Source organism: Mesobacillus boroniphilus, assembly GCF_018424685.1.
Lineage (GTDB): Bacteria > Bacillota > Bacilli > Bacillales > Cytobacillaceae > Mesobacillus > Mesobacillus boroniphilus_A.
In genome coordinates this window covers 479,074-495,377 of sequence record NZ_QTKX01000003.1, presented here as the reverse complement: position 1 = coordinate 495,377, position 16,304 = coordinate 479,074, and the positions used below count along the sequence as shown (strand labels likewise).

Below are 16,304 nucleotides of genomic sequence, written 5' to 3'. Positions count from 1 at the left end.
TTTTGTAATAACCGTAGATAATAAACTCCCGGTGTGAAATTCAACACCGGGAGTTTTTACGTCGTATTTAGGTCGCTTACGCATTAGGACTAATGAAAGAAAACTTTTTCAAGTGGCGTATAGACACCGTTTTTTTGTACTAGTGATTTCACTGAATCACAATGCTGCAATTGCCCCTCCTGCATGAACGCAGCTCTATCGGCCAATTCCTCGACCAGGCTAAGGATATGTGTAGTAAAGAAAATCGTCCTGCCCTGTCGCTTTTCTTCCAGGATAATCTCCTTGAAGCGGTACACCCAGAGTGGATCTAGTCCATTAGTTGGTTCATCGAGAATTCGCAGCGGGACATCTGGCAACAGCGCCTGTGCAAGTGAAAGCCGCTGCTGCATTCCTTTGGAATATTGTTTAATCTGCATATTCCGTACATCAAATAACCCAACCTGCTGGAGGGCTGCAGTCACTTTTCCAGCACTTATTCCTCTTAATCTTGCGAAAAAAGTCAAAACTTCCAACCCCGACAGCTGGCGAGGAAAGAGCATTTCATCAGGCATATAGGAAAATAGTTTTTTGTAACCTTTGCTTTGCGGTTCAACTTCCATACCGTCCATATATACCATGCCCGCAGTCGGCTTCATAATCCCTGTAAGCATCTTGATCAATGTACTCTTGCCTGCACCGTTTCCACCGCAGAGTGCAAAGATTTCAGGCTTGGCGATTGAGAAACTGATCTCAGTAATCTTCTTTGTCGGACTATAATGTTTTGCCAATCCTTCTATCCTGATCCATTCCTGGCTATTCATCCTCAACCCCCCGTTTAGTCCTGTACACAGAGTATAGGACAGGCAGTACCGTCCAAAGTAAAACAGCAAGAATAAACAGCGTTTGGCCTAGCAATCCATCTGCCCAGATGGTTAAATCATATAATCGTGGCCCAAATACTGATGCTCCATCCAGCGACAGGATCGATTGGACGCGTATTAACTCTACCGGATTGAAAAAAATGGACACAGTCAGCATTGGCAGCAGCCATTGCTTCATCATGAACATGCTAAACCCCATAATGATAAATTCATAGAAAAGGACAAGATAGGCCCAGACAATCAAGCTGATCCCCAGCGCCTGGAACCGCGTTTTGGCCATTATGCCAATCATCATCGCCAGCGAAAGGAAAATGGCCGCCAGCAGGATAGAATACACATAAAATAATACCAGCAAAGAAACAGAGACTCCCCCGCCAACGAAGAAGATGACGAGCAATGCCGCACCATACCCAAACGTTAAGACAGACCAGATTGCAATAAACAAGCCTGTATACTTCCCAAGGATAACTGCCCATGGTGAAATTGGATATGTCAGCAGCAGCATTAGCCCTCGGTCTTCCTTTTCACCTGACAGGAACAGGCTGCCGATCAACAAAGACAGCAATGGAATCAGCAGTAAGTTGATATTCAGCAAGCTGGCCGTCATCCTATTAAACCCATCAAACCCTGTTCCGCCTGTGTTGCCAAGGAACGCCACCAGCACGGCAAGGGATGAGAACAATAAGCCAAAGCTGGCAAGCCAATGGCTTCTCATCATCAGTGTCAACTGCTGTCTCGCGATGTGCCTCATCGCTCCCAGCTCCAATCATGTTTCTTTAATGCCTTATAATCCAGCACTTCACCCATTCCCTGTTCCTTTATATAGTTTTCAGCGCTCTCCTTGTCCTTGAAACTGACCACACCATTTGCCATCGGTGTCCAGAACTCCGGATGGTAAGCATTGTAAGCTTTTTCCAGTTCAATCCATTCGCCCGTATCCACGTCGCGCACATATTTTTTCGCTGTACTTTCTTCCTGAAGAGATGTCTCCATTTCCAGGAATTCATTCATGCAGCCAATATCATCAAACTTATATATTTCGCCATCGGCGGTGACAATTTCTGTAGCATAATGCTCATGGGCAAGGCCCATATTGCAAACATCGCAAACATCAATTTCTGGGTTGATTTCCTCTGGTTCCATCGCACTGTTGCTGCAGCTCGATACTACCCCAACCGACATCATCAATAGAACTCCAAGCTTTTTGACCATCACAGTTTCCTTCCTTTCACAATGACGAATATCGAGAATACAACAAACAATATGCCTATTAATCCTGGCATCAACCGATCCTTGCTGTGCTGTTCGGTTTCCTGAAACATGGTAACCGGCTCTACTAGCGGGCGGGCATCATACACATCTGCTGCCCCAAAAGAAGGAAATAAAGCTTCCGCCTTTGTCCACAGCTTGATCGAAGGACTTTCAAAAAAGAACTGCCAGTACGGCTGTTTTCGTAAAAGGCGATCGTACAGTGAACCAGCCTTATATGCTTCTTCTCCCACACCATCACCTGAAAGGTCAAAACTGCTGTAATCATCCCAGTAATTTCCCTTCACCCCATCATCCAGCCTCATATCTTCCCCTGAAATCTTCGACTGAACGACATTCCCGATGAAATTGTTTTCGGAGAACGTGTTATTTTCATTTTTGCCCATGAATTCAAGACCTACCTGATTAGCGGCAATCTGATTTCTTTTGATTGACGTATTTACCCCGTATTCCAGGGACAGCCCTGTGCTGTTCCGCAGTATTTCATTGCCCTCAACCAAAACATTCTTCGTTTCATATATCAAGATTCCGTAGCCGCGGAAATGAAAGTGGTCTGTCACCTTATTTTGGATGAAGTCAATGTGAGCCGAATCCATCACCATGAAGCCAGTTACATTTTTTTCAACATGATTTCTCTCAGCTAGAATTTCATCACTGAACATAAAATGCATTCCATAGCGTGATTCGCCGACATGATTCTCTGACACCTGGATGCCACTAGTAAAATCAAAGTAAATCCCATCCTGGACACTCTCAATCTCATTTCCTTTCAGAAAGTGGCCGCCTCCCTTGAATATATGAATGCCGTTCCCTCGCTTGGAGAAATGAGATTTGTTGCTTGTAATGCTATTTCCAAGCAGCTTGTTTTCATTGCTGTTCGCTAAATAAATTCCATTTTGGACATTTTTCAATATATTGTTTTGGATAACATTTCGATCGGCTTTTTTTATGTGAATTCCGCTGTCCTCCTGACCAGATCCGCTATTCTGGATTGTGAGTCCATCAATAACTATATTTGAAGCTGTGACGATGATGACATTCCCTCTTCCACCGCCATCAATAATTGCTCCCTTTTCTCCTTTTATGGAGACTTCCTTATTGATCATGACGCTTTCTTTGTATAATCCAGGAGAGATAAGGATGGTATCCCCATTTCTGGAACTGTCAACAGCTCTCTGGATCGATTGGCCAGCCTCCACCTTGAATTCTTCAGCATAGGTATTAATGGGGACTAGCAAAAGAAGCAAAAAGAAATAAATTGCAAACGGCCTTGTCAGCCTCCACATACAGCTGTCTCCTCCCGGTACTATTCTCCTTTTTAAAACTAGCAAAAAAATGTGATGAAACCTTGAAATAATTGTTGGGAATCGTTGAAGTTAATGAAGAGATTTTTAGTGAAAATAGGGGTAAACCCGTTAAACTTATAAAGTTTTCAGAATAATCAAAAGAAAGTTATGTCTATTTTGTGACAAATACAATATAATATAAATAATATGTAAACCTTATTAAGGTTAAGGGAGGACTTGGACATGACAATTGTTCATATTTTAAACTTCTCCATTCCGATCGCGATGATGCTTGTGATCGGCTTTGCTGTCGATAAAATGTCCCAACCAGATACGCCAGAACAGGAAGCCGAGTGAAAATGACCGGTTTTCTTTTTTATTTTTGATAATTCCGCTATGCTACTTTACTTTGCCGCCTGACTAACACAAAAAGAGCAAGATTCCCTTGGAATCTCGCTCTTTTTATTAGTTTTTCACCACTGTGGGCGATGTTTTTATAAAAATCTTGTTTCCCTGAATGAAGAACAGGATACTTCCGAGCACCACCAAGGCGATGAACGAGAATAATACGGTCCCTCCAGCTTCATTCAATAAATAACCTCCCGCAATCGGACCGAGAAAATGGCCAATTCTCCTGAACTGCGCGGCTCCGAAATAAGTTCCCCGCAGTTCATCTGTTGCGAGCTGATCGACGAGATAGCTGCTTGATGGGAAGATGAGAATTTCCCCTATTGTTATGAAGACAATGGCCAGTATGCCCGTATACCATCCCGTTACAAACCCGAATGCCAGCATGCCCACCGACAGGAAGACGGCTCCGGCCATCATGACCTGCATCGTCTTGAACTTTTCTGCAAAGTGGCTGATCGGCATCTGCAGCAGGACGACCATGACCGCATTAATGGACAACATCACTGAATAAACGAATACGCCGTTCGCAATCGTTGATTCCAGATACTGCGGGACGTTCGATTCCATTTGGGAATAACCAAAGTTAATGATGATTGTTCCTAAAATCAAATATCTCAATGCCTTATCTTTTCCTATGATTTTCAGAGAGCTTGCAATCGTTACTTTAGAGGCCTTATCACTTGCTGGATTCCCCATACTGTATTTCTTCATCATCAGAGCCAGAATCAGTACATATATGAAATACATGACCCCTGTTACCATGAATGCTGATTTAGCTGACACCACTGCAAGATAGGCACCGAGCAACGGGCCGACCGAAGCTCCGATATTGATCGCCGTATACCTTAGAGAAAATGCTCTCATCCGCTTGCTCTTTTCCGTCAAGTCGGCAATCAGCGCCTGGCCAGTCGGTTCGAAAAATGACCCGCTCAAACCATTCAACGCATTAAGAACAATGAACCATCCCGGAGTTTCCGCAATCATGAAGCCAAAATAGACGAGAGACATCGAAAACAATGAACCGATCATAACCGGTTTGCGGCCGAACCTATCAGATAAATGGCCGCCCAGGAAGCCGCCAATCACTCCCGATAATGGACTGATTCCAATTGTAATACCGATTAGTACAGGGTGTAAATCAAGATTCCTAGATAGATAAATGGCCAGGAATGGCAGCGTCGCAAATGCTGAACCTCTTGCAAGAACAGTACCGCTCAGCAGCACCCAAACGATTGGATGGAATTGCCGGTAATAGCTTTTAAGTTTATTCATTTCTCTTTACCTCGTAAATTTAGATTCCTAAATCATAGCAAATATCCAAATTTATGAAAATACCCTTTATAAAATAAAAAACCGCCGCCATACAGCTTGGCAGCGGTTCTTCGTCTTATTGTCCCGGGTTGTTGCTTGTGCGTGGAAGAATTAATATTTCTACCCGGCGGTTCCTTGCTTTGCCTTCGATCGTATCATTCGTAGCCACTGGCTGGAATTCACCAAAGCCCTTGGCGCTGAACCAGCGCGGGTCAAGCTGTTCATTTTTCAGAATGATCTTCATGAATTCGACAGCACGCATTACGCTCAGTTCCCAGTTCGATTCATATCTCGCGGTCCTGATTGGTACATTATCCGTGTGACCGCTGATAATGATATTCCGCGGCGGCTCCATGACTAGCAAGTCCGCAATCTCATTGGCGATATTCACATCGGATGAGCGCACCTCCGCCCTGCCCGATTCAAACAGGACATTGTCACGGATCGTCAGCAGCAGTCCCTCATCCGTCAGCTTAGTATCAAGTTTATCTGTCAGCTTTTTCTCTTCTATATATGAATTGACCTTCTTCTGAATTGCCAGAAGCTCCATTTGGTCCTTGGCGATATCATCCTGATCATTCTTTTCGACATCTTCCTTGCGCTCTTCCGGCGATTCCATTTGTCCTTCAGGCATCGGGCTCTGGAACTCGAACACCCCTGTCCCTCCGGCAAATACATCATTGAATGCCTTTGAGAGTTGCTGGAACTTGCTAGCATCTACCGAGCTCATCGCAAACAAAACGATGAACAGCGCCAGCAGGAGGGTGAGCAGGTCCGCATACGGAATCAGCCAGGACTCATCCATATGCTCTTCGTGATGCTTTTTCTTCCTTTTCCTACTCATCCTTCGCCACGCCGCTTTCCTCAAGGATCATTTTCCGTTCGCCGGCCGGCAGATAGGAAGCAAGTTTCTGCTCAATCACTCGCGGTGCTTCCCCTTCTAGGATTGAAAGAATTCCTTCTATCATCATGTATTTTACTTGTGCTTCTTGCTTTGATTTACGCTTCAATTTATTGGCGAATGGATGCCACAATACATAACCAGTGAAAATACCCAATAACGTCGCGACGAATGCCGCACTGATTGCTCTGCCTAGCTCATCAGTATTATCCATATGACTTAGGGCAGCAATCAATCCAACTACTGCACCAAGAACTCCCAATGTCGGAGCATAAGTGCCAGCCTGGGTAAAAATGGCCGCTCCGGAAAGGTGACGTTCTTCCATCGCTTCAACTTCTTCTGTTAAAACGTCCCTGATGTAGTCGGCGCTCTGGCCATCTACCGCAAGCGATAGCCCATTCTTAAGAAACTCATCATCGATTTCACTTGTCTTCGCTTCAAGTGCAAGCAAACCTTCTTTTCGGGCAAGCTGGGCCCATTCAGAAAATAAACGGATCAATGACGGTAAATCAGCACTTTCCTGTTCCTTGAATAAAATCTTGAAAAGCTTGGGTACTTTATTCAATTCTTTTGCAGGAAAGGCAATTGTCACCGCAGCTACTGTACCCACCAATATAATTAAGATCGCTGCCGGATTGGCGAGGGCGGTTACACTTACGCCTTTGAACACCATCCCGACTCCTACCGCAATGATCGCTAATATGACACCAATGATCGACGACTTATCCATGTACGACTCCCCTGTCTGCTTTACTTCTATTTCTTTTCTAGCTCTTAACTGCCATAATATCTCTTTTTATTTCGACATATTTTTAAAAATCTTAAGTGATGGCCAGTAAAAATAATTTTTCACAAACAATAAAGATTCTGATTTTTTATGCCGATATAACATATGTGATGACAAAGAACATCTAAGGAGGATTTACATGGAGGCTATTGAAAATCTCCGCAGGCAGGATACGAGAAAAAAGAATACATTAATGCTCAGCACTTATTCGGTATCCTTGATTGCGACCGCAGCTTATACCCTCATTGAAAAAGAACCCATTTTCAAGACAATGGTTTATGTAAGTGAGCTAGCTTTTTTTGTTTTATTTTATTTCATTTTTCAGCTTTGGCTTAAGAAGGAAAAGCTTTTCCCTTATGCAGCATTTGCTGCAATTTACATTCATCATTTCTTTTACATTATTAAATTCGGAGGAAATGGCTCCTTTTTGCTCGCCCTACTGTTCATGTCGGTCTTTTCGGCAGTACATTTTGATTTAAAAATCTTTTTGACAGGTTACACGTTAGGGCTTACTGCAACTGTGATGAATACCATACTGGCAGTCAACCATATAGATTATTTAAATGATACCTTTAGTGCCACAATCCTCGTTTATGTTTTAATTGGAGTCGTTTTATTTGTACTGATTCGTTTAAACCGAAACACGTATAAATCTCTGGAAGCTTTTCTTGCTGATTCTGAAAACGATAAAGCACGCAAAGAGGAACACAGCACTATGCTTCATGGAGAACTACTCGTTGTAACTGAGAGTCTTGGCAAAATCAACGAGCAAATCCAGACACATCTCTCCTCTCAGACAGAAATGAAAATCGCTGTTAATGAAATTTCTGCTGGCAGCCAGGTGCAGACGGAGCAAATCAATCAAATCTCTGAAAATGCAGAGTTGACTAAGCAAAGAATGGATGAAATGTCTGATATGTCTGTCCTTCTCTCTGACAATACTTTACAGGCAGCTAAGGCTTCCGAAAGCGGCTCTGTAAAAATCACCGAGCTCCAGGGCGATATGAAAGATCTTGCTTCTTCGATTTCCGAGCTGAGCCAGACATTCTCCATGCTCACGAAGAAAATCGAAGAAACGAACGGATTCATCGTCAACATCCGCAACATTACCGAGCAGACGAATCTGCTTGCGCTCAATGCTTCAATTGAAGCTGCACGCGCAGGTGAAGCTGGCAAAGGCTTCTCGGTCGTTGCCAATGAGATCCGCAAGCTGGCGGAAATGACTAAAGAAACAGCCATCCAGATTACCGAGAATCTTACTTCTGTAAATGAAACAAATTCAGCGGCTTTGGAGAAAATGAGCGACAGCAGCGAAAAGCTGGCAGAAAGCCGTTCCGCAGTCGAAGAAGTTTCCGGTTTCTTCACAGAAGTCAGCAGTACCCTTCGTGAGCTTACGAACCAATTCGGCCAATTCGAATTAACTGTCAGTGATGTTAAAAACCAGACAGGCGATGTCGAAGCATCAACACGTGAGTTAGCTGCCATTATCGAGCAGGCAACCGCAGGCCTGGAGGAAATGAATGCAACAATAGAAACATTGAATGACGACAACGAGACAATCGCAGCGTACGTAAGCCAAACAGCTGCTGCTGCAGAGAAGATCAAAACGCTCGGAGCGTAAGTGACTCCGAGATTGATTGATAATTTCAAATAACACAAGGGCCAGGCTGGATTTCTCCGCCTGGCCCTTTACTTTACAACAGCTTCTTTTCAATTTTCCGTTCATAGTTTTTAAACAGGGATGAATTTGTTTTAGCTCCCCGGCTGGACATGATTTTATTGTACCTTAGAAGCTTCTGGCTTAGTTCCTGGTTCAGCCTGTCTTTTTCTTCGGGATTTTCACAAGTGCGGATCAGGTCCTCGATTGACATCACTTCCTGCCTGAGCCTCTGTTCCTCCGGAGAGAAGCCAGCATTTTCAAGCATTTTGTAGGCCATTCTCAGTTCTTCTGGCACGGCTGACATATCTTCCAGGTTCAACGGTTTCCCGTAGCCAGGTAAATTTTCAAACTCTCCGTCCTTGTAAGCACGCTTAATTCGATCCTCTGACACCACCATTGAAAAATCCAACTGAACCACTCCAGTCCTTTTAATTTCAGCATTTCTACTATTATTATATTACTTTAATCCAGTATTTTCTAATTTTAAAATTTGGCAAAAGAAGATTTTAACATATTAAACGTTTAGAGAGTTAACAAGCAGAACAAAAAGCGCAAGCGACTCGTTCAGCCCAGACGCCTTACACTTATTGATATCCTTTTGCACTTTCCTTTAATATCTTATCCTTGAAGAGTGTGTAACTCCAGGATTGATAGGCAATGATGATTGGCACGAAGATCACTGCAACGATGAACATGATGGTCAGGTTGAGCTTGCTTCCAGCTGCGTCGAAAAGAGTCACACTATAGGCGCTGTCTATTCTTGACGGCAGCATGTTCGGGAACATCCCGATGAAGCCGAAGGCCATCTTGGTAAAAATCGTCACACAGATAGCAGTAAAGGCGTAACCGATTTTCTTTTTAAAAATAAAGTAGGCTGCTGCCAGCATTGCAATCAGTGCGATAACCGGCACAATCCAAAGGACTGGGTGCTGTGAGTAGTTGTCGAGCAATGGCGTCCTGTTCACAGTTGCCAGGAAAAAGAGAGACAGCATGGCTGGAGTAACACTGGCCAAAACACGTGAATACCTGTATGCACGAACTGCGGTTTGTCCTGCTGTTTTCAACTGTATCCATAGAGATCCTGACAGAAGGAACAATGAGACAAACAATAATCCTCCCAGGATACCGTATCCATTCAACAAGCTGAACAAATTGCCTTCATAGCCATTTGGTCCAATCAACAATCCACGGTACAGGTTGGCGAAGGTCACTCCGAATAAAAAGGCTATCAAAAAGCTCCCGGTGAAAAAGCCCCATTTGCACGCTGCCTGCCATAGTGGGTTGTCATCCTTATGCATGAATTCGAGTCCTATAGCCCTGATAAACAATGCGATCAGCACCAAGAAAAGTGGTGTATATAAAAAGCTGAACATGTCCGCATATACAGCTGGGAATGCTGCGAAAGTCGCTCCTCCCGCGGTGATTAGCCAGACCTCATTCCCTCCCCAGAATGGGCCCACCGCCTCCTGCAGTTGGTTTCTCTCCTGGCGGTTTTTCGCAATGAACGGGAACAGCATTCCAGTCCCAAGAGTGTATCCATCGAGGATGAAATAAACCGTCCAAATCAATCCCCACAAACCGAACCAAATGATTGCAAGTGTATCATGAGACATGCTTCACGCCTCCTTCAAGGCCATATTTAAGCTCTGATTCTGGACCTTTTTTAGCATATTTGATGATCAAATAGACATCTGCTATCAACAAAACTGTATAGAAAATGACAAGTGCAGCCAAAGAGAATACCACCTGGGACAACGCGATTGGCGACACACCCTCGGATGTTTTCATCAAACCGTACACAACCCATGGCTGACGTCCCGCCTCTGCTACCATCCAGCCGGCATTGATCGCCAGGTACGGAAGCAGCACAGAATAAAGGACTAGCTTCAAGTATTTTGGTGAGTTCTCCAGTTTATTTTTCCGGTAAAGGTACAAGCCGTACCATGAAACAGCCATAAAAAAGACACCAAGTGCGACCATGACTCTGAACGCGAAAAAGACCAGTTCCACATTCGGCCGTTCATCCTTAGGAATATCATTTAAACCAGTGACTTCCCCATCAAAGGAGTTTGTATAGAAGAAGCTGCCCAGCTTCGGTATGCTGATTGCCTCAAAAGCATTACGCTCATTTTCCTGGTCCGGAATCTGAATCAGATGGAATGGCATGTCCTTTTGTGTTTCCCAGACGGCCTCCATCGCTGCACCTTTTGCCGGCTGCATTTTTGCCGCAAACACACCGGACTGGTGGCCGATGAACGGCGTAAGTGTCGCAGAAAACAACGCCATGGCCAGTCCGTATTTGAATGACTTTTTATAAAACGCGGTTTCATTCTTCCTCAGCAGGTGGTAAGCACTGATTGCCATCATGAAGAACGCCCCGACAATATATGCACTTACAACAGTATGTACGAACATATACCAGGCATACGGATTGGTAACAAGCTCCGAAAAGCTATTCAACTCAACACGTCCATTTTTTAGGACATATCCGACTGGGTTTTGCATGAAGCCATTGGCAGTAATAATCCAGAGAGCAGAAATATTCGTGCCTAGCGCTACCATCCAAATTGAAATCGCCCGCAGCTTCGGTGAAAACTTATCCTTGCCGAACAGCCAGATGCCCATGAAGGTCGATTCTAGGAAAAAGGCGACAAGCGCTTCTATCGCGAGCGGTGATCCGAAAATATCTCCCATATACTTTGAGTATTCGGACCAATTCGTGCCAAATTGGAATTCCATCGTAATGCCGGTAATCACGCCAAGCACAAAGTTAATAGCGAACAGTTTTCCCCAATAATCCGCCATTCGCTTATACGTCTGGTCCAAGGTGCGCGCATACTTTGTCTCCATGATGGCAACGAGAATGACTAAACCAATCGTTAATGGCACAAATAAAAAGTGATAAAACACAGTTACAGCAAACTGGATCCGGCTTAATATCAGGACCTCATCCATCTTTTGTTCCTCCCTAAATTTAGTTTGTGAAATATTTAACATAATTTTAATTCTATTTTAAAAAAACTTTGTGAGTGATATCGAAGATTTATGTAGAGAATTTGTGACATTTTTATTATTCTTTTGTGATGCTGGTCACAGACAAATAAGAAAAACGTAAGCGCCTTGTCCAGCCCAGACAAGCACAGGAACTGTACGACATAAAAAACAGGACCTGTATAACAGGACCTGTAAGCATTAAATATTCCCTATATTTGATGGATCTGTACTGACTCCTTGCTGGCCAGGGACCCAGTTTGCCGGCACTCCTTTTCCTGTTTGCTTGGCATACTCGAATGCCTGCAACAGCCTTACATGTTCAGGAAGGTTGCGGCCGACATTGCCTGGATAAACTAGCTTAGCTCTGATAATCCCTTCAGGATCGATGAACACCGATGCCCTGAAGCAAGCCCCCGTTGTTTCATCAAGGATTCGGTAAGCACGGCTGATTACCTGAGTCCTGTCGCTTACCATTGGATACGTAACATTCTTCAAAGATGGAGATGTCTCCTTAAAAACCTTATGGGAATATACGCTGTCTGTGCTGATTGCCAGCAATTCAGCACCCAGCGCCTTTATATAAGGGTAAACAGCGGCGACCGCCGCTAGTTCTGTCGGTCAGACAAAGGTGAAATCACTTGGGTAGAAAAATAAAATGACCCACTTCCCCCGGTAATCCTCAAGGTTGATCTTCTTTATGTCACCATTAATCAACGCATCTGCTGTAAACAGCGGAGCCTGGTCATCACGGTTCGCGCAAAAAACAGTCGGGCACTCAACCAAATCTTGAGCGTACAATTTTTCGTCCATTTCAGCCGCCCTTTCTTTCTTAAAATTTTTATCTATACAATCATATGCAATTGATTTTTTATATTTCAGGTTCCAACAGGAAAAACTACTTTGGACAAGAAAGGAGGGTTCATGAATGGGCAGAGGCAAAGAGTTCAACCATAAGAAAAAAGGCCATCCCGGTGACCTGCCTTCAGGTGCGCTGAAAGCAAAGCGTCCTGAAACCGAAGCGCAGGAAGATGAGGAATTCCTCGTCGTCCAGGAGGCATTCAAAAATCGTGTAGAGGAAGACGAAGTATAATCTTGTATGACCTGGCGTAAACATCAAAAAGCCCAGCCGGATTGAGATTCCTGCTGGGCTTTTCCACAATCAATTCCACTTCTTGAAATTAGCGATTACCAGCCCATCGCCAACTACTGAATCTTCCTGGCGCTCAAAGCCGATTTTTTCATAAAGTTTCACTGCCGGTGTGTTTGCTGACCCGGTCGAAACGATCATTTCCGGGGCTCCTATCTGGTCCAATTGATCAAGCAGCTTCCTGGCAATCCCTCTGCGGAAAAATTCCGGGTGAACCATCATACGGTGAATATCCAGTACGTTCCGTTCTTTTTTATACGAGACAGCCCCTGCCAGCCTTCCATTGACATAACAGCCAATAAAGGTTTCGCCGCAATCCTGAAGCTGCTCGAAGGTTTCTTTTAACGGCGGGATTTCATCTGTGCCGATCAGATCCGCTTCTATCCTGTACGATTTCCTCTGAAGTTCAAGAACTTCAGCACACTCCATAATCACATTAAGATTGATTTGCCTGAATTCGGGCAGGAATCCGCAATCTTTTACCTTTTTAAAAATCAGCTCTTGCCTTTCCGTTAGCGGAGGCAGCTTATCCATTGGGAAAAAGCGAAGATCCTTGCTTTCACCATCAAGCATCTGTAGTTTCCCTTCCCACTCCTCGCATGCAAACAAGGCAATCGCATTATAAATTTCATCCCCATTTGGATATCTGAAATAGTACTCTTCTCCAGCAACCACGTCTAAAAATTTCAGCCTTTTTATACGAAGTCCTGTTTCCTCAAATATTTCCCTGCGAGCAGTTTCCTCAAAGCTTTCGCCGGGTTCCATTGCGCCTCCCGGAATCCCCCACTTGCCGGTATCGGAACGCAGCTGCAGCAGTACTTCATACTCTTTATTAAAAACAAGCACAGCAGAACCAACAAGAATGAATGGCCTGCTGCCAATAAGCTCACGGATTTCTTTAATATAGTCGCTCATGCTCTCCCCCATTACAAAAAATCTCTTTTTTCCATTATACTAAGAAAAGCGAAAGCGCCTCGGTCAGCCCCGACAAGTGTTGCCCGCCGAAAACCGCCACGTCCTGTGGCTTGGCGGGTCTAGCACATCGTGTGCCTCGGAGGGCCTGACAGTGAAGTCGCTCTTTGACTTTATTGGCAGAACCGAAATCGAAAAAGTATAGCCGACTGTCCAGAAACACAGAAACTGGAGACTCCGACAAAGAAGCGCTTTTTGCTTCTGCCGGCGGAGTTGAAGTTTCGGAGTTTCTAGGAGGCGCAACTAGACAATTCGAAATGCGGAGGCGACTGCTCAACTCCGACAAGCGTTGGAGGGCCTGCCTGTGAAGTCGCTCTTTGACTTCATTGGCAGGACCGAAGCGTCTCGAGGAGTTAGGAGCCGCAGCTGGACAAGCGACTCGAGCTGCTCAAAGCTAACGCTTCTCGCAAGATACTCGAAGAAGCAACCTCAAAGGATGAAAACTGGCTAGGCGCTGGAGCTAGACAATTTTCGAAGTTGAGATGATTTTAATTTGATATTATAAGTAAAGCATAAGCAAAACTGTTGTGTTTTGAAAGGAGTATTCATGAAATCATTAGTACTTGCAGAAAAACCAAGTGTTGCCCGCGAGCTTGCGCGTGTACTTGGGTGCAATAAAACGAATAAAAGCTATTTCGAAGGAAATCAATACATCGTCACCTGGGCGCTCGGCCACTTGATTGAACTGAAAATGCCCGAGAATTATGACCCGAAATATAAGGTGTGGAAACTTGAAGAGCTGCCAATCATCCCGGATAAAATGGGGCTGAAGGTCATTAAGCAGACGAGTCATCAGTTCAAGGCAATTGAGCACCTTGCTGAACGAAAGGATGTCGGTGAATTCATTATCGCTACTGACGCCGGGCGTGAGGGTGAGCTTGTCGCCAGATGGATCCTCGAGCGCATCAAATGGAAGAAACCAATCAAGAGACTTTGGATTTCTTCTCAAACGGACCGAGCAATCAAGGATGGTTTTAAAAACCTCAAACCCGGAAAGCAGTTTGAAGACCTTTATGAATCTGCTGTCTGCCGTTCCGAAGCTGACTGGCTGATTGGGCTGAATGTTTCGAGGGCATTGACAACAAAATTCAAAGATCCTTTATCTGCCGGTCGTGTCCAGACACCAACACTCGCAATGGTCCTTGAACGCGAGGATGAAATCAACAAGTTCGTTCCGAAGGAGTACTGGACAATCCAGGCAAAGGTCGGCTCGTTGAATGCAGAATGGGAGCATAAAGGCGAAAAACGAATTTTTTCAAAGGAAAAAGCAGAACAGATTCAAAAGAAACTGTCCAACAAAAAGGCTATCCTAAAATCAATCGACCGCAAGCAAAAGTCAGAACCGCAGCCGCTTCCATATGACCTGACCGAACTGCAGCGAGATGCCAACAAACGTTTTGGTTTTTCCGCCAAAAAAACCTCCAATGTGCTTCAGGGATTGTATGAACAGCACAAGCTCGTCACCTATCCCCGTACAGACTCTCGCTATTTGACGACCGATATGGAAGCGACAATGGCGGACCGCCTGCAGGGCATCATGTCCGGTTACCGTGACGAAGCAAAGCCGGCACTTGCGCAGAAAGGCAAAGTACAGGCTCGGCGGGTATTCAATAATGAGAAAGTCACTGACCACCATGCGATCATCCCGACAGAGGAACGCCTTCACCTTGCTGATTTGTCGCCAGATGAACGGAAGCTGTACGATTTGATCGTCCGCCGATTCCTGGCTTTATTTTACCCGGCTTATCAGTATGAAGTAATCCATGCTAACTTCGATGTTGAAGATGAATCACTGTCAGCACGGGAAACGAATATTCTTGAACTTGGCTTTAAAAAGGTTCTCGGGAAAGATGAAGACGATGCCGCTACACAATCACTTGGCCACCTCGAAAAAGGGAAGAGCTACTCTGTTGGCCAAGTCACCCTGAATAAAAAAATGACCGAACCGCCGCTTCGCCTGTCTGAGTCGGATATTCTCGCTAAAATGGAGAAATTCGGACTCGGTACTCCGGCAACACGGGCGGAGATCATCGAGCGGATCATCTCATCAGAAGTCGTGGAAAGACAGAATGGCCGCCTGTACCCAACTAAAAAGGGTAAGCAGCTCATCGACCTTGTGAATGATGAATTGACTTCCCCTGAATTGACGGCAAAATGGGAAAAAGAGCTCGAGGAGATTGCGCGAGGCAAAGGTGATCCGAAGGCTTTCAAAAAGCGGATTCGTGAGCAGACTGCCCGCCTTGTATCTGAAATCAAGACGAGCGACAAAACCTACCGAGCCCATAATCTGACAGGCTCAAAATGCCCTGAGTGCGGTGAGTTCATGAAGGAACGCAAGACAAAGGACGGACGCATCCTCGTCTGCTCCAGTCCTGAGTGCAGCTTCCGCAAGCATAAGGATCCAAAGCTTTCGCAAAGACGCTGTCCTCAGTGCCATAAGCGAATGGAAATCCACAACGGCAAGGCAGGCGCCTACTTCCAATGCCGACCATGCAATGTCGTCGAAAAGGCCGAGGACAAAAAGAAAAAAGGTGTATCCAAGCGCGAGGAACGCAAGCTGAAGGAAAAATACTCGCCATCCCAGGAAAACTTCGGCACCAGCCTTGGAGACTTGCTGAAAGCAGCGATGGAGGATAAGGATTAAAAACTATAGCTACACGAAAAGCGGCCATTGCGCCGCTTTTTTATTTGCAAAGAGAATGGAAA

The 16,304-nt window shown here is 44.9% G+C and carries 15 protein-coding genes and 1 pseudogene; 3 read left to right on the top strand and 13 right to left on the bottom strand.

The features are described from left to right. Positions 1-89: 89 nt before the first annotated feature. From DYI25_RS19755 to motA, 7 genes are all read right to left on the bottom strand, one after another. Complete coding sequence (locus DYI25_RS19755) at positions 90-800, bottom strand: ABC transporter ATP-binding protein (protein WP_213372123.1); 711 nt, start codon at positions 798-800, stop codon at positions 90-92. Further along, positions 793-1,611: an ABC transporter permease gene (locus DYI25_RS19750; protein ID WP_213372121.1), complete on the bottom strand. Its 819-nt coding sequence runs from the start codon at positions 1,609-1,611 to the stop codon at positions 793-795. Before DYI25_RS19750 ends, DYI25_RS19755 begins: the two co-directional genes overlap by 8 nt. Further along, positions 1,608-2,072 carry a nitrous oxide reductase accessory protein NosL gene (locus DYI25_RS19745; RefSeq protein ID WP_213372119.1) on the bottom strand — a complete coding sequence of 155 codons (465 nt, stop codon included), beginning with the start codon at positions 2,070-2,072 and terminating at the stop codon, positions 1,608-1,610. The genes DYI25_RS19750 and DYI25_RS19745 overlap by 4 nt, the downstream gene beginning before the upstream one ends. After that, on the bottom strand, positions 2,072-3,415 hold the full coding sequence (locus DYI25_RS19740) for a right-handed parallel beta-helix repeat-containing protein (RefSeq protein ID WP_213372117.1): 1,344 nt from the start codon (positions 3,413-3,415) through the stop codon (positions 2,072-2,074). The genes DYI25_RS19745 and DYI25_RS19740 overlap by 1 nt, the downstream gene beginning before the upstream one ends. 465 nt (positions 3,416-3,880) lie before the next feature. After that, positions 3,881-5,098, bottom strand: coding sequence for an MDR family MFS transporter (locus DYI25_RS19735; RefSeq protein ID WP_213372115.1), 1,218 nt, complete (start codon positions 5,096-5,098; stop codon positions 3,881-3,883). 115 nt (positions 5,099-5,213) lie between these two features. Then, a complete protein-coding gene (gene motB, locus DYI25_RS19730) occupies positions 5,214-5,981 on the bottom strand; it encodes a flagellar motor protein MotB (RefSeq protein ID WP_213372113.1) in 768 nt (255 codons plus the stop codon). Beyond that, the gene (gene motA, locus DYI25_RS19725; RefSeq protein WP_213372112.1) at positions 5,974-6,768 is read right to left on the bottom strand and encodes a flagellar motor stator protein MotA; all 795 of its coding nucleotides are present in this window, start codon (positions 6,766-6,768) and stop codon (positions 5,974-5,976) included. The genes motB and motA overlap by 8 nt, the downstream gene beginning before the upstream one ends. 196 nt (positions 6,769-6,964) lie before the next feature. Between motA and DYI25_RS19720 the strand changes: the two genes are divergently transcribed. Then, complete coding sequence (locus tag DYI25_RS19720; protein ID WP_213372110.1) at positions 6,965-8,446, top strand: methyl-accepting chemotaxis protein; 1,482 nt, start codon at positions 6,965-6,967, stop codon at positions 8,444-8,446. 73 nt (positions 8,447-8,519) lie between these two features. On the opposite strand, the gene DYI25_RS19715 is transcribed toward DYI25_RS19720, so the two are convergent. The 4 genes from DYI25_RS19715 to DYI25_RS22525 form a co-directional block, all read right to left on the bottom strand. Continuing rightward, positions 8,520-8,894 (bottom strand): DUF1992 domain-containing protein, encoded by a 375-nt coding sequence (locus tag DYI25_RS19715; RefSeq protein ID WP_213372108.1) that lies wholly within the window; start codon positions 8,892-8,894, stop codon positions 8,520-8,522. 175 nt (positions 8,895-9,069) lie between these two features. After that, positions 9,070-10,098, bottom strand: a complete 1,029-nt coding sequence (gene cydB, locus DYI25_RS19710) for a cytochrome d ubiquinol oxidase subunit II (RefSeq protein WP_213372106.1) — start codon at positions 10,096-10,098, stop codon at positions 9,070-9,072. After that, a complete protein-coding gene (locus DYI25_RS19705; RefSeq protein ID WP_213372104.1) occupies positions 10,088-11,440 on the bottom strand; it encodes a cytochrome ubiquinol oxidase subunit I in 1,353 nt (450 codons plus the stop codon). The genes cydB and DYI25_RS19705 overlap by 11 nt, the downstream gene beginning before the upstream one ends. A 237-nt stretch (positions 11,441-11,677) precedes the next feature. Further along, on the bottom strand, positions 11,678-12,289 hold the full coding sequence (locus tag DYI25_RS22525; protein ID WP_249745557.1) for a peroxiredoxin: 612 nt from the start codon (positions 12,287-12,289) through the stop codon (positions 11,678-11,680). Positions 12,290-12,404: 115 nt separating this feature from the next. On the opposite strand from DYI25_RS22525, the gene DYI25_RS19690 reads away from it, so the two are divergent. Further along, complete coding sequence (locus tag DYI25_RS19690; protein ID WP_170169129.1) at positions 12,405-12,569, top strand: hypothetical protein; 165 nt, start codon at positions 12,405-12,407, stop codon at positions 12,567-12,569. A gap of 69 nt (positions 12,570-12,638) precedes the next feature. Here DYI25_RS19690 and DYI25_RS19685 read toward each other — a convergent pair whose 3' ends face one another. Together DYI25_RS19685 and DYI25_RS19680 are read right to left on the bottom strand one after the other, a co-directional pair. Next, on the bottom strand, positions 12,639-13,055 hold the full coding sequence (locus tag DYI25_RS19685) for a GNAT family N-acetyltransferase (protein WP_213372525.1): 417 nt from the start codon (positions 13,053-13,055) through the stop codon (positions 12,639-12,641). A 54-nt stretch (positions 13,056-13,109) separates the two neighbouring features. Continuing rightward, positions 13,110-13,541, bottom strand: a pseudogene (locus DYI25_RS19680) (NUDIX hydrolase); the annotation flags it as partial. A gap of 604 nt (positions 13,542-14,145) precedes the next feature. On the opposite strand from DYI25_RS19680, the gene DYI25_RS19675 reads away from it, so the two are divergent. Next, positions 14,146-16,242 carry a DNA topoisomerase III gene (locus tag DYI25_RS19675; RefSeq protein WP_213372102.1) on the top strand — a complete coding sequence of 699 codons (2,097 nt, stop codon included), beginning with the start codon at positions 14,146-14,148 and terminating at the stop codon, positions 16,240-16,242. Positions 16,243-16,304 lie beyond the last annotated feature (62 nt).

Excerpts from the sequence above, each read along its gene's own strand:
- DYI25_RS19750 (WP_213372121.1), bottom strand. The coding sequence starts at position 1,611 with ATGAGGCACATCGCGAGACAGCAGTTGACACTGATGATGAGAAGCCAT.
- DYI25_RS19745 (WP_213372119.1), bottom strand. The coding sequence starts at position 2,072 with ATGGTCAAAAAGCTTGGAGTTCTATTGATGATGTCGGTTGGGGTAGTA.
- cydB (WP_213372106.1), bottom strand. The coding sequence starts at position 10,098 with ATGTCTCATGATACACTTGCAATCATTTGGTTCGGTTTGTGGGGATTG.
- DYI25_RS19705 (WP_213372104.1), bottom strand. The coding sequence starts at position 11,440 with ATGGATGAGGTCCTGATATTAAGCCGGATCCAGTTTGCTGTAACTGTG.
- motB (WP_213372113.1), bottom strand. The coding sequence starts at position 5,981 with ATGAGTAGGAAAAGGAAGAAAAAGCATCACGAAGAGCATATGGATGAG.
- DYI25_RS19720 (WP_213372110.1), top strand. The coding sequence starts at position 6,965 with ATGGAGGCTATTGAAAATCTCCGCAGGCAGGATACGAGAAAAAAGAAT.
- DYI25_RS19690 (WP_170169129.1), top strand. The coding sequence starts at position 12,405 with ATGGGCAGAGGCAAAGAGTTCAACCATAAGAAAAAAGGCCATCCCGGT.
- DYI25_RS19755 (WP_213372123.1), bottom strand. The coding sequence starts at position 800 with ATGAATAGCCAGGAATGGATCAGGATAGAAGGATTGGCAAAACATTAT.
- motA (WP_213372112.1), bottom strand. The coding sequence starts at position 6,768 with ATGGATAAGTCGTCGATCATTGGTGTCATATTAGCGATCATTGCGGTA.
- DYI25_RS19740 (WP_213372117.1), bottom strand. The coding sequence starts at position 3,415 with ATGTGGAGGCTGACAAGGCCGTTTGCAATTTATTTCTTTTTGCTTCTT.
- DYI25_RS19675 (WP_213372102.1), top strand. The coding sequence starts at position 14,146 with ATGAAATCATTAGTACTTGCAGAAAAACCAAGTGTTGCCCGCGAGCTT.
- DYI25_RS19685 (WP_213372525.1), bottom strand. The coding sequence starts at position 13,055 with ATGGAGTGTGCTGAAGTTCTTGAACTTCAGAGGAAATCGTACAGGATA.
- DYI25_RS19735 (WP_213372115.1), bottom strand. The coding sequence starts at position 5,098 with ATGAATAAACTTAAAAGCTATTACCGGCAATTCCATCCAATCGTTTGG.